At 55.5% G+C, this 15,702-nt stretch carries 15 protein-coding genes; 12 read left to right on the top strand and 3 right to left on the bottom strand.

Annotated elements, in window-relative coordinates:
* Positions 1 to 143: 143 nt before the first annotated feature.
* Positions 144 to 2,567: a glycerol-3-phosphate 1-O-acyltransferase PlsB gene (gene plsB, locus PGH32_RS16615; RefSeq protein ID WP_337894644.1), complete on the bottom strand. Its 2,424-nt coding sequence runs from the start codon at positions 2,565 to 2,567 to the stop codon at positions 144 to 146.
* Positions 2,568 to 2,695: 128 nt separating this feature from the next.
* Here plsB and PGH32_RS16610 point away from each other — a divergent pair, with 128 nt between their 5' ends.
* The 5 genes from PGH32_RS16610 (at position 2,696) to PGH32_RS16590 (ending at position 7,190) form a co-directional block, all read left to right on the top strand.
* Entirely contained in the window at positions 2,696 to 3,064 is a 369-nt protein-coding gene (locus PGH32_RS16610) for a diacylglycerol kinase (protein ID WP_314417285.1), read from the top strand.
* Positions 3,065 to 3,171: 107 nt separating this feature from the next.
* Positions 3,172 to 3,780 (top strand): transcriptional repressor LexA, encoded by a 609-nt coding sequence (lexA, locus tag PGH32_RS16605; protein WP_264545175.1) that lies wholly within the window; start codon positions 3,172 to 3,174, stop codon positions 3,778 to 3,780.
* Between the two features lie 81 nt (positions 3,781 to 3,861).
* On the top strand, positions 3,862 to 5,190 hold the full coding sequence (gene dinF / locus PGH32_RS16600; protein WP_314417289.1) for an MATE family efflux transporter DinF: 1,329 nt from the start codon (positions 3,862 to 3,864) through the stop codon (positions 5,188 to 5,190).
* 245 nt (positions 5,191 to 5,435) lie between these two features.
* Positions 5,436 to 5,645, top strand: coding sequence for a CsbD family protein (locus PGH32_RS16595; RefSeq protein WP_314417291.1), 210 nt, complete (start codon positions 5,436 to 5,438; stop codon positions 5,643 to 5,645).
* Positions 5,646 to 6,413: 768 nt separating this feature from the next.
* Positions 6,414 to 7,190, top strand: coding sequence for an SDR family oxidoreductase (locus PGH32_RS16590; protein ID WP_314417294.1), 777 nt, complete (start codon positions 6,414 to 6,416; stop codon positions 7,188 to 7,190).
* Positions 7,191 to 7,269: 79 nt separating this feature from the next.
* On the opposite strand, the gene zur is transcribed toward PGH32_RS16590, so the two are convergent.
* Entirely contained in the window at positions 7,270 to 7,779 is a 510-nt protein-coding gene (zur, locus tag PGH32_RS16585; protein ID WP_314418077.1) for a zinc uptake transcriptional repressor Zur, read from the bottom strand.
* A 193-nt stretch (positions 7,780 to 7,972) separates the two neighbouring features.
* On the opposite strand from zur, the gene dusA reads away from it, so the two are divergent.
* Positions 7,973 to 8,968 (top strand): tRNA dihydrouridine(20/20a) synthase DusA, encoded by a 996-nt coding sequence (gene dusA, locus PGH32_RS16580; protein WP_337894602.1) that lies wholly within the window; start codon positions 7,973 to 7,975, stop codon positions 8,966 to 8,968.
* 137 nt (positions 8,969 to 9,105) lie between these two features.
* Entirely contained in the window at positions 9,106 to 9,336 is a 231-nt protein-coding gene (pspG, locus tag PGH32_RS16575; protein ID WP_314417300.1) for an envelope stress response protein PspG, read from the top strand.
* 223 nt (positions 9,337 to 9,559) lie between these two features.
* Here pspG and PGH32_RS16570 read toward each other — a convergent pair whose 3' ends face one another.
* On the bottom strand, positions 9,560 to 10,540 hold the full coding sequence (locus tag PGH32_RS16570; RefSeq protein WP_337894601.1) for a quinone oxidoreductase: 981 nt from the start codon (positions 10,538 to 10,540) through the stop codon (positions 9,560 to 9,562).
* A 98-nt stretch (positions 10,541 to 10,638) separates the two neighbouring features.
* Between PGH32_RS16570 and dnaB the strand changes: the two genes are divergently transcribed.
* The 5 genes from dnaB to PGH32_RS16545 all read left to right on the top strand — a co-directional run bounded on the left by dnaB (position 10,639) and on the right by PGH32_RS16545 (position 15,538).
* Positions 10,639 to 12,054: a replicative DNA helicase gene (gene dnaB, locus PGH32_RS16565; RefSeq protein WP_314417302.1), complete on the top strand. Its 1,416-nt coding sequence runs from the start codon at positions 10,639 to 10,641 to the stop codon at positions 12,052 to 12,054.
* A 155-nt stretch (positions 12,055 to 12,209) separates the two neighbouring features.
* On the top strand, positions 12,210 to 12,674 hold the full coding sequence (locus PGH32_RS16560) for an Lrp/AsnC family transcriptional regulator (protein WP_337894600.1): 465 nt from the start codon (positions 12,210 to 12,212) through the stop codon (positions 12,672 to 12,674).
* Between the two features lie 266 nt (positions 12,675 to 12,940).
* Positions 12,941 to 13,558: a YitT family protein gene (locus PGH32_RS16555; RefSeq protein WP_314417308.1), complete on the top strand. Its 618-nt coding sequence runs from the start codon at positions 12,941 to 12,943 to the stop codon at positions 13,556 to 13,558.
* 74 nt (positions 13,559 to 13,632) lie between these two features.
* Positions 13,633 to 14,826: an amino acid aminotransferase gene (locus PGH32_RS16550; protein WP_337894599.1), complete on the top strand. Its 1,194-nt coding sequence runs from the start codon at positions 13,633 to 13,635 to the stop codon at positions 14,824 to 14,826.
* Between the two features lie 295 nt (positions 14,827 to 15,121).
* The gene (locus tag PGH32_RS16545; RefSeq protein ID WP_314417312.1) at positions 15,122 to 15,538 is read left to right on the top strand and encodes a secondary thiamine-phosphate synthase enzyme YjbQ; all 417 of its coding nucleotides are present in this window, start codon (positions 15,122 to 15,124) and stop codon (positions 15,536 to 15,538) included.
* Positions 15,539 to 15,702 lie beyond the last annotated feature (164 nt).

The raw sequence follows: 15,702 nt of genomic DNA, 5'->3' as shown, positions 1-15,702 counted from the left end.
CAGCAGTTATTCTGCGTGGCTATGGGGCGGGTGCAGGCCAGCAGCAAAGCAGCCGATCGCACGGCAGAAGACGTTTTCACATAATAAAAAAGGGGCGACCTTGTGGTCTGCCCCTTTTTTTATGCTCAAACCTACCGGCTTGTTCAATCGTGTGCGACGGCACTCTCAATCGTCATGCGAACATCCTGCGTCACCAGCTCAGCCAGCAGCTGATAAACCTTCTGGGTCTGCTCAACCTGCGCATCGCCGGAATCACTGATGTAGCCTTCGTCGCGCAGCGTCAGCACCAGCGAGGTGAACACCGCTTTATCAAAGAACTCAGGGGCATTGATGCCGTGCAGCACCGACAGGCGCTGAGCCATGGTCCGGCTCTCCTTCTCCAGCGTACCGCGGTTAATCGCCGGGTTAGCGCTGAGAATAGAGAAAGTAATGGCATAGCGTTGCAGGGTTTCACGCACGCCAGCGGCCAGCAGCTGCAGCGTGCGGAAGCGGCCCGGCGTCAGGCGCAGGCTGTTCTCTTCGGCCAGCAGCAGCCCCTGACGTGCCATTTCCGCCACCAGTGCATCCAGCACCGCAGGCAGCTCGCTGGTTTCCCAGCGCAGGAACAGCTCGCTTTTCAGCATTGGATAAACCACGCTGACCTGGCGCAGCAGCTCCTCGCGGCTCACTTCACGATGCTGCATCAGGATGGCGGCGATAAGCGACGGCATCACCAGCATGTGGTGAATGTTGTTGCGGTAATAAGTCATCAGTACCGCCTGCTCGCGCGGCAGAATGACGATCTCACCGATGCTGTCCTGTTCCAGCTCGAACTTGTTCATGCTCAGTGCATGTTCCAGCAGGGCTTCAGCGCTGACGTCCGGCACCGTAGAGTCGCTGGAGTAGGGCACGTTGCGCAGCAGCTGCATATAACAGTCCAGCTGTTCGGTCAGCTGTTCGCGGGTCATCGAACGCTGGCGCGATGCCAGCAGCGCCGTGACGCACAGGTTGATGGCGTTCGCGGCACCGGCATTGTTGATACGCACCATGACCTTCTGGGCGATATCGTTCACCGCCGGGGTCAGCCACGCCGGGCGCTGGGCCTCGATCGGGTCGATAGAATCACGCCATTCCGGCACGCGCTGATTCAGATAGGCGACCAGCGGCAGAGGCTCGCCAAAGTTAACATAGCCCTGGCCGAGGTTGCGCAGCTTGCGCAGGCCGCGAACCATCGACATAAAGCCTTCTTTCTCTTTGGTCGCACCACGCAGCTCTTTCGCATAGGTGGCCACTTCCATCACGTGCTCGTAGCCGATGTAGATAGGCACCAGCGTGATTGGACGGTTGCCGCCGCGCAGCATGGCCTGAATGGTCATCGACAGCGTGCCGGTTTTCGGATCGAGCAGGCGTCCGGTGCGCGAACGGCCCCCTTCCACGAAGTATTCAACCGAATAGCCGCGGGTAAACAGCTCGCCCAGGTATTCGCGGAACACCGTGGAGTAGAGCTTGTTGCCCTTAAAGGTACGGCGAATAAAGAAGGCACCCAGACGGCGGAAGATCGGGCCGGCAGGCCAGAAGTTCAGGTTGATCCCGGCGGCAATATGCGGCGGTACCAGCCCCTGGTGATAAAGCACGTAGGAGAGCAGCAGATAGTCCATATGGCTGCGGTGGCAGGGAACATAGACAATCTCGTGCCCGTCCTGCGCCAGCTGGCGCACGCGTTCGCCGCCGCTGACGTTCAGGCCCTGATACAGCTTGCTCCAGGTCCAGCCCATCACGCGATCGGTCAGGCGAATAGCCTCGTAAGAGAAGTTAGCCGCAATCTCTTCCATCAGCTCAACGGCATTCTGCTGGGCCTTCTCATGGGAGATTTTCTTGCTGCGCGCTTCATCTTCCACCGCTTTGGCGATGGCTTTGGACTGCAGGAGCTTATTGAACAGATCCTGACGCACCGGCAGGCGCGGGCCGACGGCGGCCAGACGCTGGCGGGCGAAGTGCATACGCGCCACGCGCGCCAGCTTCTGGGCGATGGTTTTATCGGTACCGTGTTCGGTTGCCATGCGGCGCAGAGAAACGATAGGCGAGAAGCGCACAAAGCTGTCGCGGCCCAGCCAGATCACCGCGAAGAACTTCTGGATGCCGTTCAGCACGCGCAGATGCGGCTGCTCAACGCCCTGCACTTCGCGCCCCGGGGCACGGCCAAACATCACCGAGACCGGCACCATCTGCACGTCCAGATCGGGATGGTTACGGTGCAGATCCAGATAGTCATGGAACAGCTTGACCGACTCAACATTCGGGACGAAATAGGGGAATACGCGCGGGCCGTCATGGATAAACACATAACGGGGCAGCACGGTGCCGTCGATCTCCAGTGGGTGCAGGGGATCGGGGAGATCCTGTTTGCGGCACTGTTCGCGCAGAGCAAGGAGATCGGCCTTTGAATCATAAGGCAGCACATACATAATAGGGCGTGAGGTATCAAGCCCGAGTTCGGCAACCGGTTCAGCCGGGATTGCCTTACTTTTTACCAGGAATTTCACTGGCAGATTCAACAGTTTATAATATAAATTACGCCAACCTGACATAGACAACATGAAGCCTCTTGTTAGCAAAGCGCCGCAAGCATACCAGAAAGCGCTAACAGAATCTGTGGTGTTGCAAAATGTGCTACACCCTCTCATTGACGTTTAACTTTCCAAAGGGTTCCCTGAACATGGCAAATAACGCCACCGGACTGACTCGAATTGTAAAAGCAGCAGGCTATTCCTGGAAAGGTATACGTGCTGCCTGGCAACATGAAGCGGCATTTCGCCAGGAAGCGGTCGCCGCTATTATCGCCATTCTTATTGCCTGCTGGCTGGACGTCGACGCCGTTACCCGCGTGCTGCTGATCGGCTCGGTGGTGATGGTGATTATCGTCGAAATCCTCAACAGCGCCATTGAGGCCGTCGTTGACCGTATCGGCACGGAGATTCATCCGCTGGCCGGTCGGGCCAAAGACATGGGCTCTGCTGCCGTCTTGCTCAGTATCTTATTGGCAATTTTCGTGTGGGTAATGCTGCTGATTTCACATTTGCGATAGGTTTTCCAAAATTCAACAAACTGCTGTTTTTTAGCCAGCTTTGGGTTTTCAACACGCAAATACCTGTATATACTCACAGTCGACTGTATAAACAACCAGGGGGCGGGATGAAAGCACTAACGGCACGGCAGCAGCAGGTTTACGACCTGATTCGCGACCACATTAACCAGACCGGTATGCCGCCGACGCGGGCAGAAATCGCCTCGCAGCTCGGCTTCCGTTCCCCAAATGCTGCTGAAGAACACCTGAAGGCGCTGGCCAGGAAGGGCGTGATCGAGATCGTTTCCGGCGCATCTCGCGGTATTCGCCTGATGATGGAAGAGGCCGACGGCCTGCCGCTGATTGGCCGCGTTGCCGCTGGCGAACCCCTGCTGGCCGAACAGCATATCGAAGGGCACTACTCGGTTGACCCGGAACTGTTCAAGCCCAACGCCGATTTCCTGCTGCGCGTCAGCGGCATGTCGATGAAGGATATCGGCATTATGGACGGCGATCTGCTGGCGGTTCACAAAACGGAAGACGTGCGTAACGGCCAGGTGGTCGTAGCGCGTATTGATGACGAAGTGACCGTTAAGCGCCTGAAGAAGCAGGGGAACATCGTTCATCTGCTGCCGGAAAACAGTGAGTTTCAGCCGATTGTTGTCGATCTGCGTCAGCAGACGCTGACCATTGAAGGCCTGGCCGTCGGTGTTATCCGCAACGGCAACTGGCTGTAATCCCCCACCGAATATGACGCGTCGCCCTCTGCGGCGCGTTTTTGCGATCTCTAATCACTCCCTGCTTCCGGTTGAAACACGATGCGACTGCTGACGGCTGCCGATAAAAATCTCTGGCGGCTGGCGCTGCCGATGATCCTCTCCAATATTACCGTGCCGCTGCTCGGGCTGGTTGATACTGCCGTTATTGGCCATCTTGATAGCCCGACCTACCTCGGCGGCGTGGCGATTGGTACGACTATCACCAGCTTCCTGTTTATGCTGCTGCTGTTCTTACGCATGAGCACCACCGGGCTGACCGCACAGGCGTTTGGCGCAAACGACAAGCTCGCTCTGGCGCGGGCGCTAATGCAGCCGCTGCTGCTGGCACTGCTGGCCGGCATCACGTTTATTGTGCTGAAAGCGCCGCTGACCCATCTGGCGTTGGGATTGACCGGCGGCAGCGAGGACGTGCTGCATCAGGCCGATTTATTTATGCAGATCCGCTGGCTCAGTGCGCCCGCCACGCTGGCAAACCTGGTTCTGCTCGGCTGGCTGCTGGGCGTGCAGTATGCCCGTGCGCCGGTGATCCTGCTGGTGGTGGGCAATCTGGTGAATATCCTGCTGGATCTGTGGTTTGTTATCGGCCTGAAGTGGGGCGTGCAGGGCGCGGCGGCGGCGACGGCTATTGCGGAATACGTCAGTCTGCTGGTAGGTCTGCTGCTGGTCTGGCGGGTGATGGTGATGCGCGGCCTGTCGCTGCGCCTGCTGCTCAACGCCTGGCGCGGCAATCTGGCACGCCTGCTGCGGTTGAACCGCGACATTATGCTGCGTTCGCTGCTGCTGCAGGTGTGCTTTGCCTCACTGACGATTTTCGGCGCGCGGCTGGGCAGCGATATTGTTGCCGTCAATGCGGTGCTGCTGATGTTTCTGACCTTCACCGCCTATGCGCTGGACGGTTTCGCCTATGCGGTCGAGGCTTGCTCAGGAGAAGCCTACGGTGCCGGAAACAGCCAGCAGCTGCTCAGCGTCTGGCACGCTGCCTGCCGTCAGTCCGGGGTTGTGGCACTGGCGTTTTCGCTGATTTATGCCCTGGGCGGGGAGCATATCGTGGCGCTGCTTACCTCACTTGAACCGCTACAGGAGCTGGCCGATCGCTATTTAGGGTGGCAGGTGCTGATGCCGCTGGCCGGCGTAGGCTGCTATCTGCTGGACGGCATGTTTATCGGGGCCACCCGCGCCAGCGAAATGCGCAACAGTATGGTGGTTGCCGCGGCGGGGTTTGGGCTGACGCTGTTTACCGTCCCGCTGCTGGGCAATCACGGGCTGTGGCTGGCGGTAACGGTATTCCTGCTGCTGCGCGGTATCAGCCTGTGGTTTATCTGGCAGCGGCACTGGCGTAACGGCACCTGGTTTGACTCATCACGCTGATGGACATATTTGCTTACGTATTCCGTCGTCATCGTCAGCCTGCTGAACGGGCAGGCTTTTTTCTGTATTCGGCGGTAAATCTTCGACCCTGACAGCCCGCAGATTGCTCCATTCGCGGCACGTTGCCAAATTTGCACTACAATTATCTGTAAGTTCAGCATTTAGTCAGATAATTATCTGGTTATTGAGCGGAGTGACGAATAGAAATATTCCAGACCATTAATCTCAGCCAGAAGGAGTCTGTTATGAATAACGACGAAGTCAGCGGCAACTGGAAGCAGTTCAAAGGGAAAGTCAAAGAGCAGTGGGGCAAGCTCACCGATGATGATTTGACGGTGGTCGAGGGTAAACGCGACCAGCTGGTCGGTAAGATTCAGGAACGTTATGGCTACCAGAAAGATCAGGCCGAGAAGGAACTGAGCGACTGGGAAAGCCGCAACAACCATCGCTGGTAAGCACGTCTTTTCAGGATGAAGCTCCTACCCTGAGGCACACGGAGCGTGCCGCCCCAATAAATCGCTGCGAATAACCCGGATACCTCCCCAGCCGAAATCATTGTCAGACCGCGACGCAGTGGACAGAGTCCACGTCATCTCTTTATCGCAGACCGTTATCAAAGCTTCGCTAATCTCTGCATCATCGTTGACCGCCTCCTTATCTTCCGTTATTGACCTTCCTCCAATTAATCCCACACCCTTGTCAGATATGCCCCCCAACCTGATAGAACTTGAGATAATCATCGATGCCACCTGTTTTTTCTACACATGCGGGACATCACTATTCTGGAAGTGAATATTTAATTATTTTTATATTAATCACATTAAAATATAACTTTTATAAGCTCATTTTTGGAAAGTTTATAATAAATGTTATTTTTCGGTGTGTTAATGTCCGTTTTAAGTTGAGTGCCGTAAGTTTAGCTCTTTTGGATAAAAATATCTGATGGTTTGTGATTACTATGGAGGTTGTATTTCTGATAGTGCCGGAAATATAATCGCTGGTTAAAGAATTCAGTGGATGTTACTACTCATTCCGGATAAATATTCCGCTGAACTTTTATATAAACCAGGGGCAACACCCCGCAGTATGAACTATTGAAAAATAAAATCGTGTGAAGATTAATTTATCCAGGAAAAATATGATCGTGAATATCGCAGTGGTTTTGCTGTAAATATATCCCCTGAAATATTTCATGCATATTTAAATGTTAATAGAGAATAATTATGAAAAATATATTGATCACCGGAGCTGGAACAGGTTTTGGAAAGTTCTATTCTATCGAGTTGGCGAAAAGAGGGCATAATGTCTATGCAGCAGTTGAATTGCCAAGCCAGTTATACCCACTCCGGGAAGAAGCCGCGAAGCATAATGTATCAATCAATGTTATTAAAGTAGATATAACCGACCCTATCGATGTGAACTACGCATCTAAACTCGATATCGATATTTTAGTAAACAATGCGGGAATCGGTGAAGGGGGTTCCATCGTTGATATGCCTGATTCTGTATTCAGAAAGCAATTTGATATTAACGTATTTGGAACACTGTCATTCACTAAAGCTTTCCTGAGGAAGTTCACCGAAAGAAAAAGCGGCAGGATTGTTTTCGTCTCATCTGTAGCCGGTTTTTTATCAACTAACTTTACGGGTGCTTACACCGCATCTAAACATGCATTAGAATCTATTGCCGAAACGCTACAACTGGAATTGAAACCTTTTGGGATCTCTGTATCAACAATAAATCCGGCGCCGTACAAAACAGGATTTAACGATGTGCAGCTGGAAGCTTTTTATAACTGGTATGATAAAAGCACGGCAATAATTGACCATGATGGCGTTACTTTTACTATGCCTCAGTACGATCAGTATCAGGATATAAAAGAGATGGTTGATGTGATTTTAGACGACCGCGCTTACGTTCGTAATGTTTTCCCTAAAGAGTTTGAAGATACCATTAAAACAATTCAGAAAGATGCCTGGGTAGCAAAAAATAATAGCTGATATCATTGATACCGTTATAGAGCCGTATTCTAAAAAGCCCTCTCTGGAGGGCTTTTTGATTGATTTAACAGCCTTATGCTCAGCGCCCGCGTTTTTTGCCCGGCACGCTGTGGTCGTGGTCGCAGGCATCCTGATGGGTACAGGCTTCCACTTCGCTGCACCGCTGGCAAAAACCGTGTGCTTCAATCACGCTGTGGGCCAGGGTAAAACCGGTTTTCTGCGCCAGCTTTTTAAGGATCTCTTCTACGCCATCCGCATGCTGCTCGGCCACTGAACCGCAGCGATCGCAGATCAGCATCGCGGAAGTGTGCGACGGCTCTTCGAAGTGATGGCAGACCACGTAGCTGTTGGTCGATTCCACGCGGTGAATAAACCCCTGCTCCAGCAGGAAATCCAGCGCCCGGTAAACGGTAGGCGGTTTGGCCTGAGGTTCAGATGCCCGAAGTAAATCCAGCAAATCGTAGGCGCTGATTGAAGCGTTGTGCTCGGTCATCAGGCGCAGTACTTCCATACGCTGCGGGGTCAGCCGCACGCTGCGCTGCTGACAAATGACTTCCGCCTGCGACAGGATTTTTTCGGCACTGGTAATATTCATCGTTTTCCCTCAGGCATGATCAAGGTGTTATTTTATCACGTCTGCCACAAAACGCCGAATTTGCCGTCGTTTCCACGTCTCTATCGCCCGAAATTCCGGGAGAATAGGACTGCTCTGCCAGTCGTGCTATCATTGCCCACAATATCGTCACCCCATTTTATTTCTGACTACAGAGTTAGCGCTTTTCATGACCGAAAAATTCCCTGCACATCGCTTCTCCATCGCTCCGATGCTTGACTGGACCGATCGCCACTGCCGTTATTTCCATCGCCAGCTGACCCGTCAGAGCCTGCTTTACACCGAAATGGTGACCACCGGGGCGATTATCCACGGCAAGGGTGACTATCTGGCCTACAGCCAGGAGGAGCAGCCGGTTGCGCTTCAGCTGGGCGGCAGCGATCCGGCCGCGCTGGCGCAGTGCGCGAAGCTGGCGGAAGAGCGCGGCTACAACGAAGTGAACCTCAACGTCGGCTGCCCGTCAGACCGCGTGCAGAATGGTCGCTTTGGCGCCTGCCTGATGGGCGAAGCGCAGCTGGTTGCCGACTGCATCAAAGCCATGCGCGACGTGGTCTCGATTCCGGTTACGGTGAAAACCCGCATCGGCATTGATGACCAGGACAGCTATGAATTCCTCTGCGACTTTATCCGCAGGGTGTCGGAAGAGGGAGGCTGCGAGACGTTTATTATTCACGCACGCAAAGCCTGGCTTTCCGGCCTCAGCCCGAAAGAGAACCGCGAAATTCCACCGCTGGACTACGAGCGGGTTTATCAGCTGAAGCGTGACTTCCCCCATCTGACGATGTCGCTGAACGGCGGCGTGAAATCACTGGCGGAAGCGAAGATCCATCTGCAGCATCTGGACGGCGTTATGGTAGGGCGTGAAGCCTATCAAAATCCGGGGCTGCTGGCCCACGTTGACGGCGAGCTGTTTGGCAGCAGCCAGCCAGTCGCCGATTCCGTGGCGGTCGTTCGTGCAATGTATCCTTACATTGAGCGTGAGCTGGCTTCGGGCACCTATCTGGGCCATGTCACTCGCCATATGCTGGGTCTGTTCCAGGGCATTCCCGGTGCGCGCCAGTGGCGCCGCTATCTGAGTGAAAACGCGCACAAAGCCGGTGCGGGCGTTGAAGTGGTCGAGCAGGCGTTGTCGCTGGTGGCCGATAAGATCGTGGTTAACGCCTGACCACAGATTGATTAAATTGACCAGGCTCTTTTTAGTCTGGTCAATCCTTCCTGATAAAATTCAACGAATTACCTTTAACTCCGTTATGGCACGCTTCTTGTAATACCTTATCCAGTGATTATTGATGGGGGTGTGCAATGATTGAGATCCTGTTTGTTCTCGGTTTCTTTCTGATGTTGATGCTGACCGGTATTTCAATACTGGGGATCCTGGCGGCACTGGTGGTGGCAACGCTGGTGATGTTCGTCGGTGGGCTGTTCGCAATTGTGATTAAATTGTTGCCCTGGCTGCTGCTGGCGGTCGCTGCGGTGTGGCTGTACCGGACGTATATCAAGCAACCGGGCGCTAACGGCAACCGTTTATTCTGATGATATCAACGGGTTGTAATCATCGGCGACGGGCGAATGCGCTTTAGATCACAACGTGAAACATTATTCAGCGCAATTCGCAATTAAACATATTTTTTACTTATAAATTCTGTCAGGATGGCTGGATTGAAACAAAGCGTATTCATCGCCGCTGACCCTACACCCAGCGCGAACTAAAAAAAGAAAGAAACAAAAGGGGCTTCCGCAAGGAAGCCCCATTTTTTTATGGGATGAGCAGGCTGGATCCCTGGGTCACGCGGCTTTCCAGCGCCTGGTGCGCACGACGGGCATCCACCAGCGCAAACTTCTGCGATTCCGGCACGTCCACCTTAATCGCGCCGCTGGCCAGCAGGGAGAACAGCTCGTTGCTGGCCTGGGTCAGCGCATCGCGGGTGGTGATGTAGCCATACAGTGAAGGGCGGGTGACGTACAGCGATCCTTTCTGGTTCAGAATGCCCAGATCCACCCCGGTCACCGGGCCGGAGGCGTTGCCAAAGCTGACCATCAGACCGCGCCTTTGCAGGCAGTCGAGCGAGGCTTCCCAGGTATCTTTACCGACCGAGTCATACACCACGCGCAGCTTTTTCCCTTCGGTCAGCTCGCTGACGCGCTGGGCAATATTCTCCTGGCGATAGTTTATGGTGGCCCAGGCCCCGGCATCCTTCGCCCGCTGCGCTTTTTCCGCCGAGCCTACGGTGCCGATCAGATGCGCACCCAGCGCCTTCGCCCACTGGCAGGCAATCAGCCCAACGCCACCGGCAGCGGCGTGGAACAGGAAGCGTTCATCGGGCTGCACGACATAGGTCTGGCGCAGCAGATAATAGACCGTCAGGCCCTTCAGGAATGAGGCGGCCGCCTGCTCAAACGAAATGGCATCGGGCAGCAGCGCCACTCGGTCTACCGCCACGTTGTGCACCTCGCTGTAGGCACCCAGCGTTGCCTGAGCGTAAACCACGCGGTCACCCGTCTTCAGCGCCGTCACACCCGGCCCTACGCGCCTGACGATCCCGGCGGCCTCGCTGCCCAGCCCGGTCGGGAGCGAAGCGGGATACAGACCGCTGCGCACATAGGTATCAATGTAGTTAATCCCTATCGCTTTATTCTCAATCTGCACCTCGCCATTCTTGGGATCGGCAGGATCAAAATCGATCGCCTGCATCACTTCCGGTCCGCCGTGCTGGCTGATTTGTATACGTTTTGCCATGCTCACTCCTGTGGATTACGACTTAATGCAGGAGGACGGCAGCGGCGCAAACGAGTATACTTACGCGTCCCCCACAAGATTTTTGGTAGCACATCACTATGGCAGGAAATAAACCCACCAACAAATCCTTCGAAAACCGAGAGCCGCGCGATCGCCAGATGGAAGGTCTGAAGCTGCCCCCGCACTCGCTGGAAGCTGAGCAGTCGGTGTTGGGCGGTTTAATGCTGGATAACGAACGCTGGGATAACGTCTCTGAACGCGTGGTGGCGAAGGACTTCTTCAGCCGTCCGCACCGCATGATCTTCGCGGAAATGCAGCGCCTGCTGGAACTGGGTAAGCCCATTGACCTGATTACGCTTTCCGAGTCACTGGAAACCAAAAGCGAACTGAGCCTGGTGGGCGGCTTCGCCTATCTCGCCGAGCTGTCGAAAAACACGCCAAGCGCGGCGAATATCGGTGCCTATGCCGACATCGTGCGCGAACGTGCCGTGGTACGTGAGATGATCTCCGTCGCCAACGAAATCGCCGATGCGGGCTACGATCCGCAGGGGCGCAGCAGTGAAGATCTGCTCGATCTGGCGGAATCCCGCGTGTTCCAGATCGCCGAAAACCGCGCCAACAAGGATGAAGGGCCGAAAAGCGTCGATCAGATCCTCGAAGCGACCATCAGCCGTATTGAATCGCTGTACCAGACGCCGCACGACGGCGTAACCGGCGTGGATACCGGCTATCAGGATCTTAATAAAAAGACCGCCGGGTTACAGCGTTCGGACCTGATTATCGTTGCCGCGCGTCCGTCGATGGGTAAAACCACCTTTGCGATGAACCTGTGTGAAAACGCCGCGATGCTGCAGGATAAGCCGGTGCTGATTTTCAGCCTCGAAATGCCCGGTGAGCAGATCATGATGCGTATGCTGGCCTCGCTGTCGCGCGTGGACCAGACCAAAATCCGTACCGGCCAGCTCGATGATGAGGACTGGGCGCGTATTTCCAGCACCATGGGGATCCTGCTGGAAAAGAAGAACATGTTTATCGATGACTCCTCCGGTCTGACCCCGACCGAGGTGCGATCCCGCGCACGCCGTATCTTCCGCGAGCACGGCGGGCTGAGCCTGATTATGATCGACTACCTGCAGCTGATGCGCGTGCCTGCGCTGTCGGAAAACCGAACGCTGGAAATTGCCGAAATCTCCCGCTCGCTGAAGGCGCTGGCGAAAGAGCTGCAGGTGCCGGTGGTGGCGCTGTCGCAGCTTAACCGATCGCTGGAGCAGCGCGCGGATAAGCGCCCGGTCAATTCCGATCTGCGTGAATCCGGCTCCATCGAGCAGGATGCTGACCTGATCATGTTTATCTATCGTGATGAGGTGTATCACGAGAACAGCGATCTGAAAGGGGTGGCCGAAATCATCCTCGGTAAACAGCGTAACGGCCCGATCGGTACGGTGCGCCTGACCTTTAACGGCCAGTGGTCGCGCTTTGACAACTACGCCGGTCCGCAGTACGACGACGAGTAATGACAAGCTTGAAACAGGCGGCTCCGCGAGGGGCCGCCGTTCCTTCCAGGTTCGGTCTGCGTTTCATCCCCCCGCGAAAAATAGTGTTGGACAACACGACAAAAAATACGGTTATCTGTCAACAAGCTCTCCCCTGACACCGGCATGGAATGACGATGACCCAGATTGATGATTTTGACTTTAAGATACTGACTTTACTGGAAAGTAACGGACGGCTGACTAATCAGGAACTGAGTGACCTGGTCGGGTTATCCGCCTCGCAGTGCTCGCGCCGCCGCATTAATCTTGAGCAGGCGGGCCTGATCCTCGGCTATCACGCGCGGCTGTCGCCGGACGCGGTAGGGATGGGGGTCATCGGCCTGATTGAAGTGCGCCTGATCAACCATACCCTGGAGTACGTTGACAGCTTTCACCGCATGGTGGCGGAGCAGTCGGCGATCGTTGACGCTTATAAAACCACCGGCGATGCCGACTATTTGCTGAAGGTGGCGGTGGCCGATCTGGCGGGATTAAGCGCGCTGATCAGCCAGCTGGTTGCCGGGCATAAAAGCGTTGCACACGTGAAAACGTCGGTAGTGCTGGATCGTCTGAAAGAGAACGGCATGCTGGCGCAGGCCTGAGGCCAATGCGCTAAAATGGTGCAACTGATGCACCTTTATTGTGCACCTGCATCATTGTGAATGCGTATGTTGTGCGCGAAAATGCTGAAATGTGCGTGAAGTGACGACATTAATCGATTTTTACGCACAAAATGTAAAATTAAAGCGCATTTTATTCAACGGGTTAATTCTTCAGGCTGATTCAGGGGCCATCGCCCCCCCGATCTGGTGTGATTTTTGCTAACTATCAGGGAGATAATCGCACAACTTAGCCCCCGAGAAACAAGATGGATAACGTCGTAGAACAACCCGCAAAAATCCCCCATACCCTGGTCGAAGACATCATGGCAATCGTGCTGGGTACGCTGATGGTTTCCTTCGGCGTGACGCTGATGAAGCAGGCCGGCGCGCTGACCGGCGGCACGGCGGGGATCGCCTTCCTGATTAGCTACATCACCAAAAGCACCTTTGGCCTGGCCTTCTTTGCCATCAACCTGCCGTTTTACTGGCTGGCGGTGAAGCGCATGGGCTGGGCCTTCACCATTAAAACCTTCTGCGCGGTTGGCCTGGTGTCGCTGTTCTCCCAGCTGCACCCGCTGTTTATTCATTTTGCGGCACTGGATCCCTTTTATGCGACACTGTTCGGTAACGTGGTGACCGGCATTGGGTTTATAGTGTTATTCCGCCATAAGGCCAGCCTGGGAGGTATCAATATCCTCGCGCTGTGGCTGCAGGATCGCTACGGTATCCGTGCCGGTAAACTGCAAATGGGCGTGGACACCTGCGTGGTGCTGGCCTCGCTGTTTGTCGTAACCCGCGAAATGCTGGTGGCGTCGATTCTGGGCGCGGTGATCCTGAACCTGATTATTGCCATGAACCATCGCCCGGGCCGTTACTTCGTGTAATATCCTCTGTATGACTACGTGACGCGGGGTTAACCGTCGTCAGAATGACTGATTATTAAATGGAGATCTGCACCGTGTTTCAAAATGTTGATGCCTATGCTGGCGATCCAATTCTTTCTCTGATGGAAACGTTCAAGCAGGACGATCGTGCGCACAAGGTAAACCTGAGCATCGGCCTGTATTACGACGCACAGGGTGCAATCCCGCAGATGGACGCCGTGGCGAAAGCGGAAGCGCTGCTGAATGCCAAACCGCAGATGGCGTCACTGTATCTGCCGATGGAAGGCCTGCCGCCTTACCGTAGCGCGGTTGCACCGCTGCTGTTTGGTGCGGACCATCCGGTACTGAAAGCGGGCCGTATCGCGACTATTCAGACGCTGGGCGGCTCCGGCGCGTTGAAAGTCGGCGCAGATTTCCTTAAATACTATTTCCCGAATTCACAGGTGTGGGTCAGCGATCCGACCTGGGAAAACCACATTGCTATCTTTGCCGGTGCCGGCTTCACGGTGAACACCTACCCGTGGTACGACCCGGCAACCAACGGCGTGAAATTTGATGCGCTGCTGGAAAAACTGCACGCCCTGCCGGCGCAGAGCATCGTGCTGCTGCATCCGTGCTGCCACAACCCGACCGGCGCGGATCTGACCAACGATCAGTGGGATAAAGTCACCGAAGTGCTGAAAGCGCGCGAGCTGATCCCGTTCCTCGACATCGCCTATCAGGGCTTTGGCGGCGGCATGGAAGAGGACGCCTATGCGATTCGCGCCATTGCTGCAGCGGGCCTGCCGGCACTGGTCAGCAACTCCTTCTCGAAAATCTTCTCGCTGTACGGTGAGCGCGTTGGCGGCCTGTCAATCGTCTGTGACGATGCCGACGAAGCCTCCCGCGTGCTGGGCCAGCTGAAAGCGACCGTTCGCCGCAACTACTCCAGCCCGCCGAACTTTGGTGCGCAGGTGGTTTCCTGCGTGCTGAACGATGCCGATCTGAAGGCGAACTGGCTGGCGCAAGTGGAAGCGATGCGCGTGCGCATCCAGGAAATGCGCCAGACGCTGGTGGACGTGCTGAGCCAGGCGGCACCGGGTAAAAACTTCGACTACCTGCTGAAGCAGCGCGGAATGTTCAGCTACACCGGCCTGAGCGCGGCGCAGGTTGACCGCCTGCGCAACGAGTTTGGCGTTTACCTGATCGCCAGCGGCCGTATCTGCGTCGCCGGTCTGAACCATAACAACGTGCGTCAGGTGGCGGAAGCTATCGCTGCGGTAATCTGATGTTCTGCTGGCCGGGGGCGCCCGGCCAGCTATGCTTACCTGCTTACCTGCTTACCTGCTTACCTGCTTACCGGCTTACCGGCTTACCGGCTTATCGGCTTATCGGCTTATCGGCTTATCGGCTGACCTGCTGACCTGCCAATCTGCCGGCCCCTGGCCCCCGGGCCTCGAACTCCCTGAATCTGCCAGAGCGCCAAACTTCTTCATCCTGATTTCCCTGTTTCAACGCTTTCCGGTTTACCTTTGCCTCATATGCTGCACACTTAACGCATCTGTTACGTTAAGGAGTCTGACAATGTGGTATCAGCAAACGCTCACCCTGAACGCGAAGCCGCGTGGTTTTCACCTCGTCACCGATGAGATCCTCGGCGAACTGCGCCGCCTGAGCGATGTGCAGACCGGCCTGCTTCACCTTCTGCTGCAGCACACCTCCGCGTCATTAACCCTCAATGAAAACTGCGACCCCACGGTGCGCAGCGATATGGAGCAGCACTTCCTGCGTCACGTGCCGGAAAACGCGCCGTACCAGCATGACTACGAAGGCGCGGACGATATGCCGGCGCACATCAAATCCTCGCTGCTGGGCACCTCGCTGCTGCTGCCGGTCAGCCGTGGGCGGCTGCTGTTAGGTACCTGGCAGGGAATTTATCTGGGCGAGCACCGCATTCACGGCGGCGAGCGTCGGATAGTCGCAACGCTACAGGGGGAGTGAGCACTCCTGTTGTTGGCTGGCCCGGTGATCGCTGGCAGAGGAGCTTTGCGCTGGAGCGATGATGCAGACGACTAAGCGCTGGCCCGTAAGCCGGTGAGCTTTGTTCTGAAGCCAGGGTAAAGACGGCTGCAGCCGGGCTACCGGGGTGACCTGTTAACCCCCGT

It is taken from the genome of Erwinia sp. SLM-02 (assembly GCF_037450285.1).
Taxonomy (GTDB): Bacteria; Pseudomonadota; Gammaproteobacteria; order Enterobacterales; family Enterobacteriaceae; genus Erwinia.
Note: the sequence above shows the minus strand (reverse complement) of the source record. Positions and strands in the feature narration are given on the sequence as shown.

Coding starts and splice junctions, on each gene's coding strand:
- plsB (WP_337894644.1), bottom strand. CDS start 2,567: ATGTCAGGTTGGCGTAATTTATATTATAAACTGTTGAATCTGCCAGTG.
- PGH32_RS16610 (WP_314417285.1), top strand. CDS start 2,696: ATGGCAAATAACGCCACCGGACTGACTCGAATTGTAAAAGCAGCAGGC.
- lexA (WP_264545175.1), top strand. CDS start 3,172: ATGAAAGCACTAACGGCACGGCAGCAGCAGGTTTACGACCTGATTCGC.
- dinF (WP_314417289.1), top strand. CDS start 3,862: ATGCGACTGCTGACGGCTGCCGATAAAAATCTCTGGCGGCTGGCGCTG.
- PGH32_RS16595 (WP_314417291.1), top strand. CDS start 5,436: ATGAATAACGACGAAGTCAGCGGCAACTGGAAGCAGTTCAAAGGGAAA.
- PGH32_RS16590 (WP_314417294.1), top strand. CDS start 6,414: ATGAAAAATATATTGATCACCGGAGCTGGAACAGGTTTTGGAAAGTTC.
- dusA (WP_337894602.1), top strand. CDS start 7,973: ATGACCGAAAAATTCCCTGCACATCGCTTCTCCATCGCTCCGATGCTT.
- pspG (WP_314417300.1), top strand. CDS start 9,106: ATGATTGAGATCCTGTTTGTTCTCGGTTTCTTTCTGATGTTGATGCTG.
- PGH32_RS16570 (WP_337894601.1), bottom strand. CDS start 10,540: ATGGCAAAACGTATACAAATCAGCCAGCACGGCGGACCGGAAGTGATG.
- dnaB (WP_314417302.1), top strand. CDS start 10,639: ATGGCAGGAAATAAACCCACCAACAAATCCTTCGAAAACCGAGAGCCG.
- PGH32_RS16560 (WP_337894600.1), top strand. CDS start 12,210: ATGACCCAGATTGATGATTTTGACTTTAAGATACTGACTTTACTGGAA.
- PGH32_RS16555 (WP_314417308.1), top strand. CDS start 12,941: ATGGATAACGTCGTAGAACAACCCGCAAAAATCCCCCATACCCTGGTC.
- PGH32_RS16545 (WP_314417312.1), top strand. CDS start 15,122: ATGTGGTATCAGCAAACGCTCACCCTGAACGCGAAGCCGCGTGGTTTT.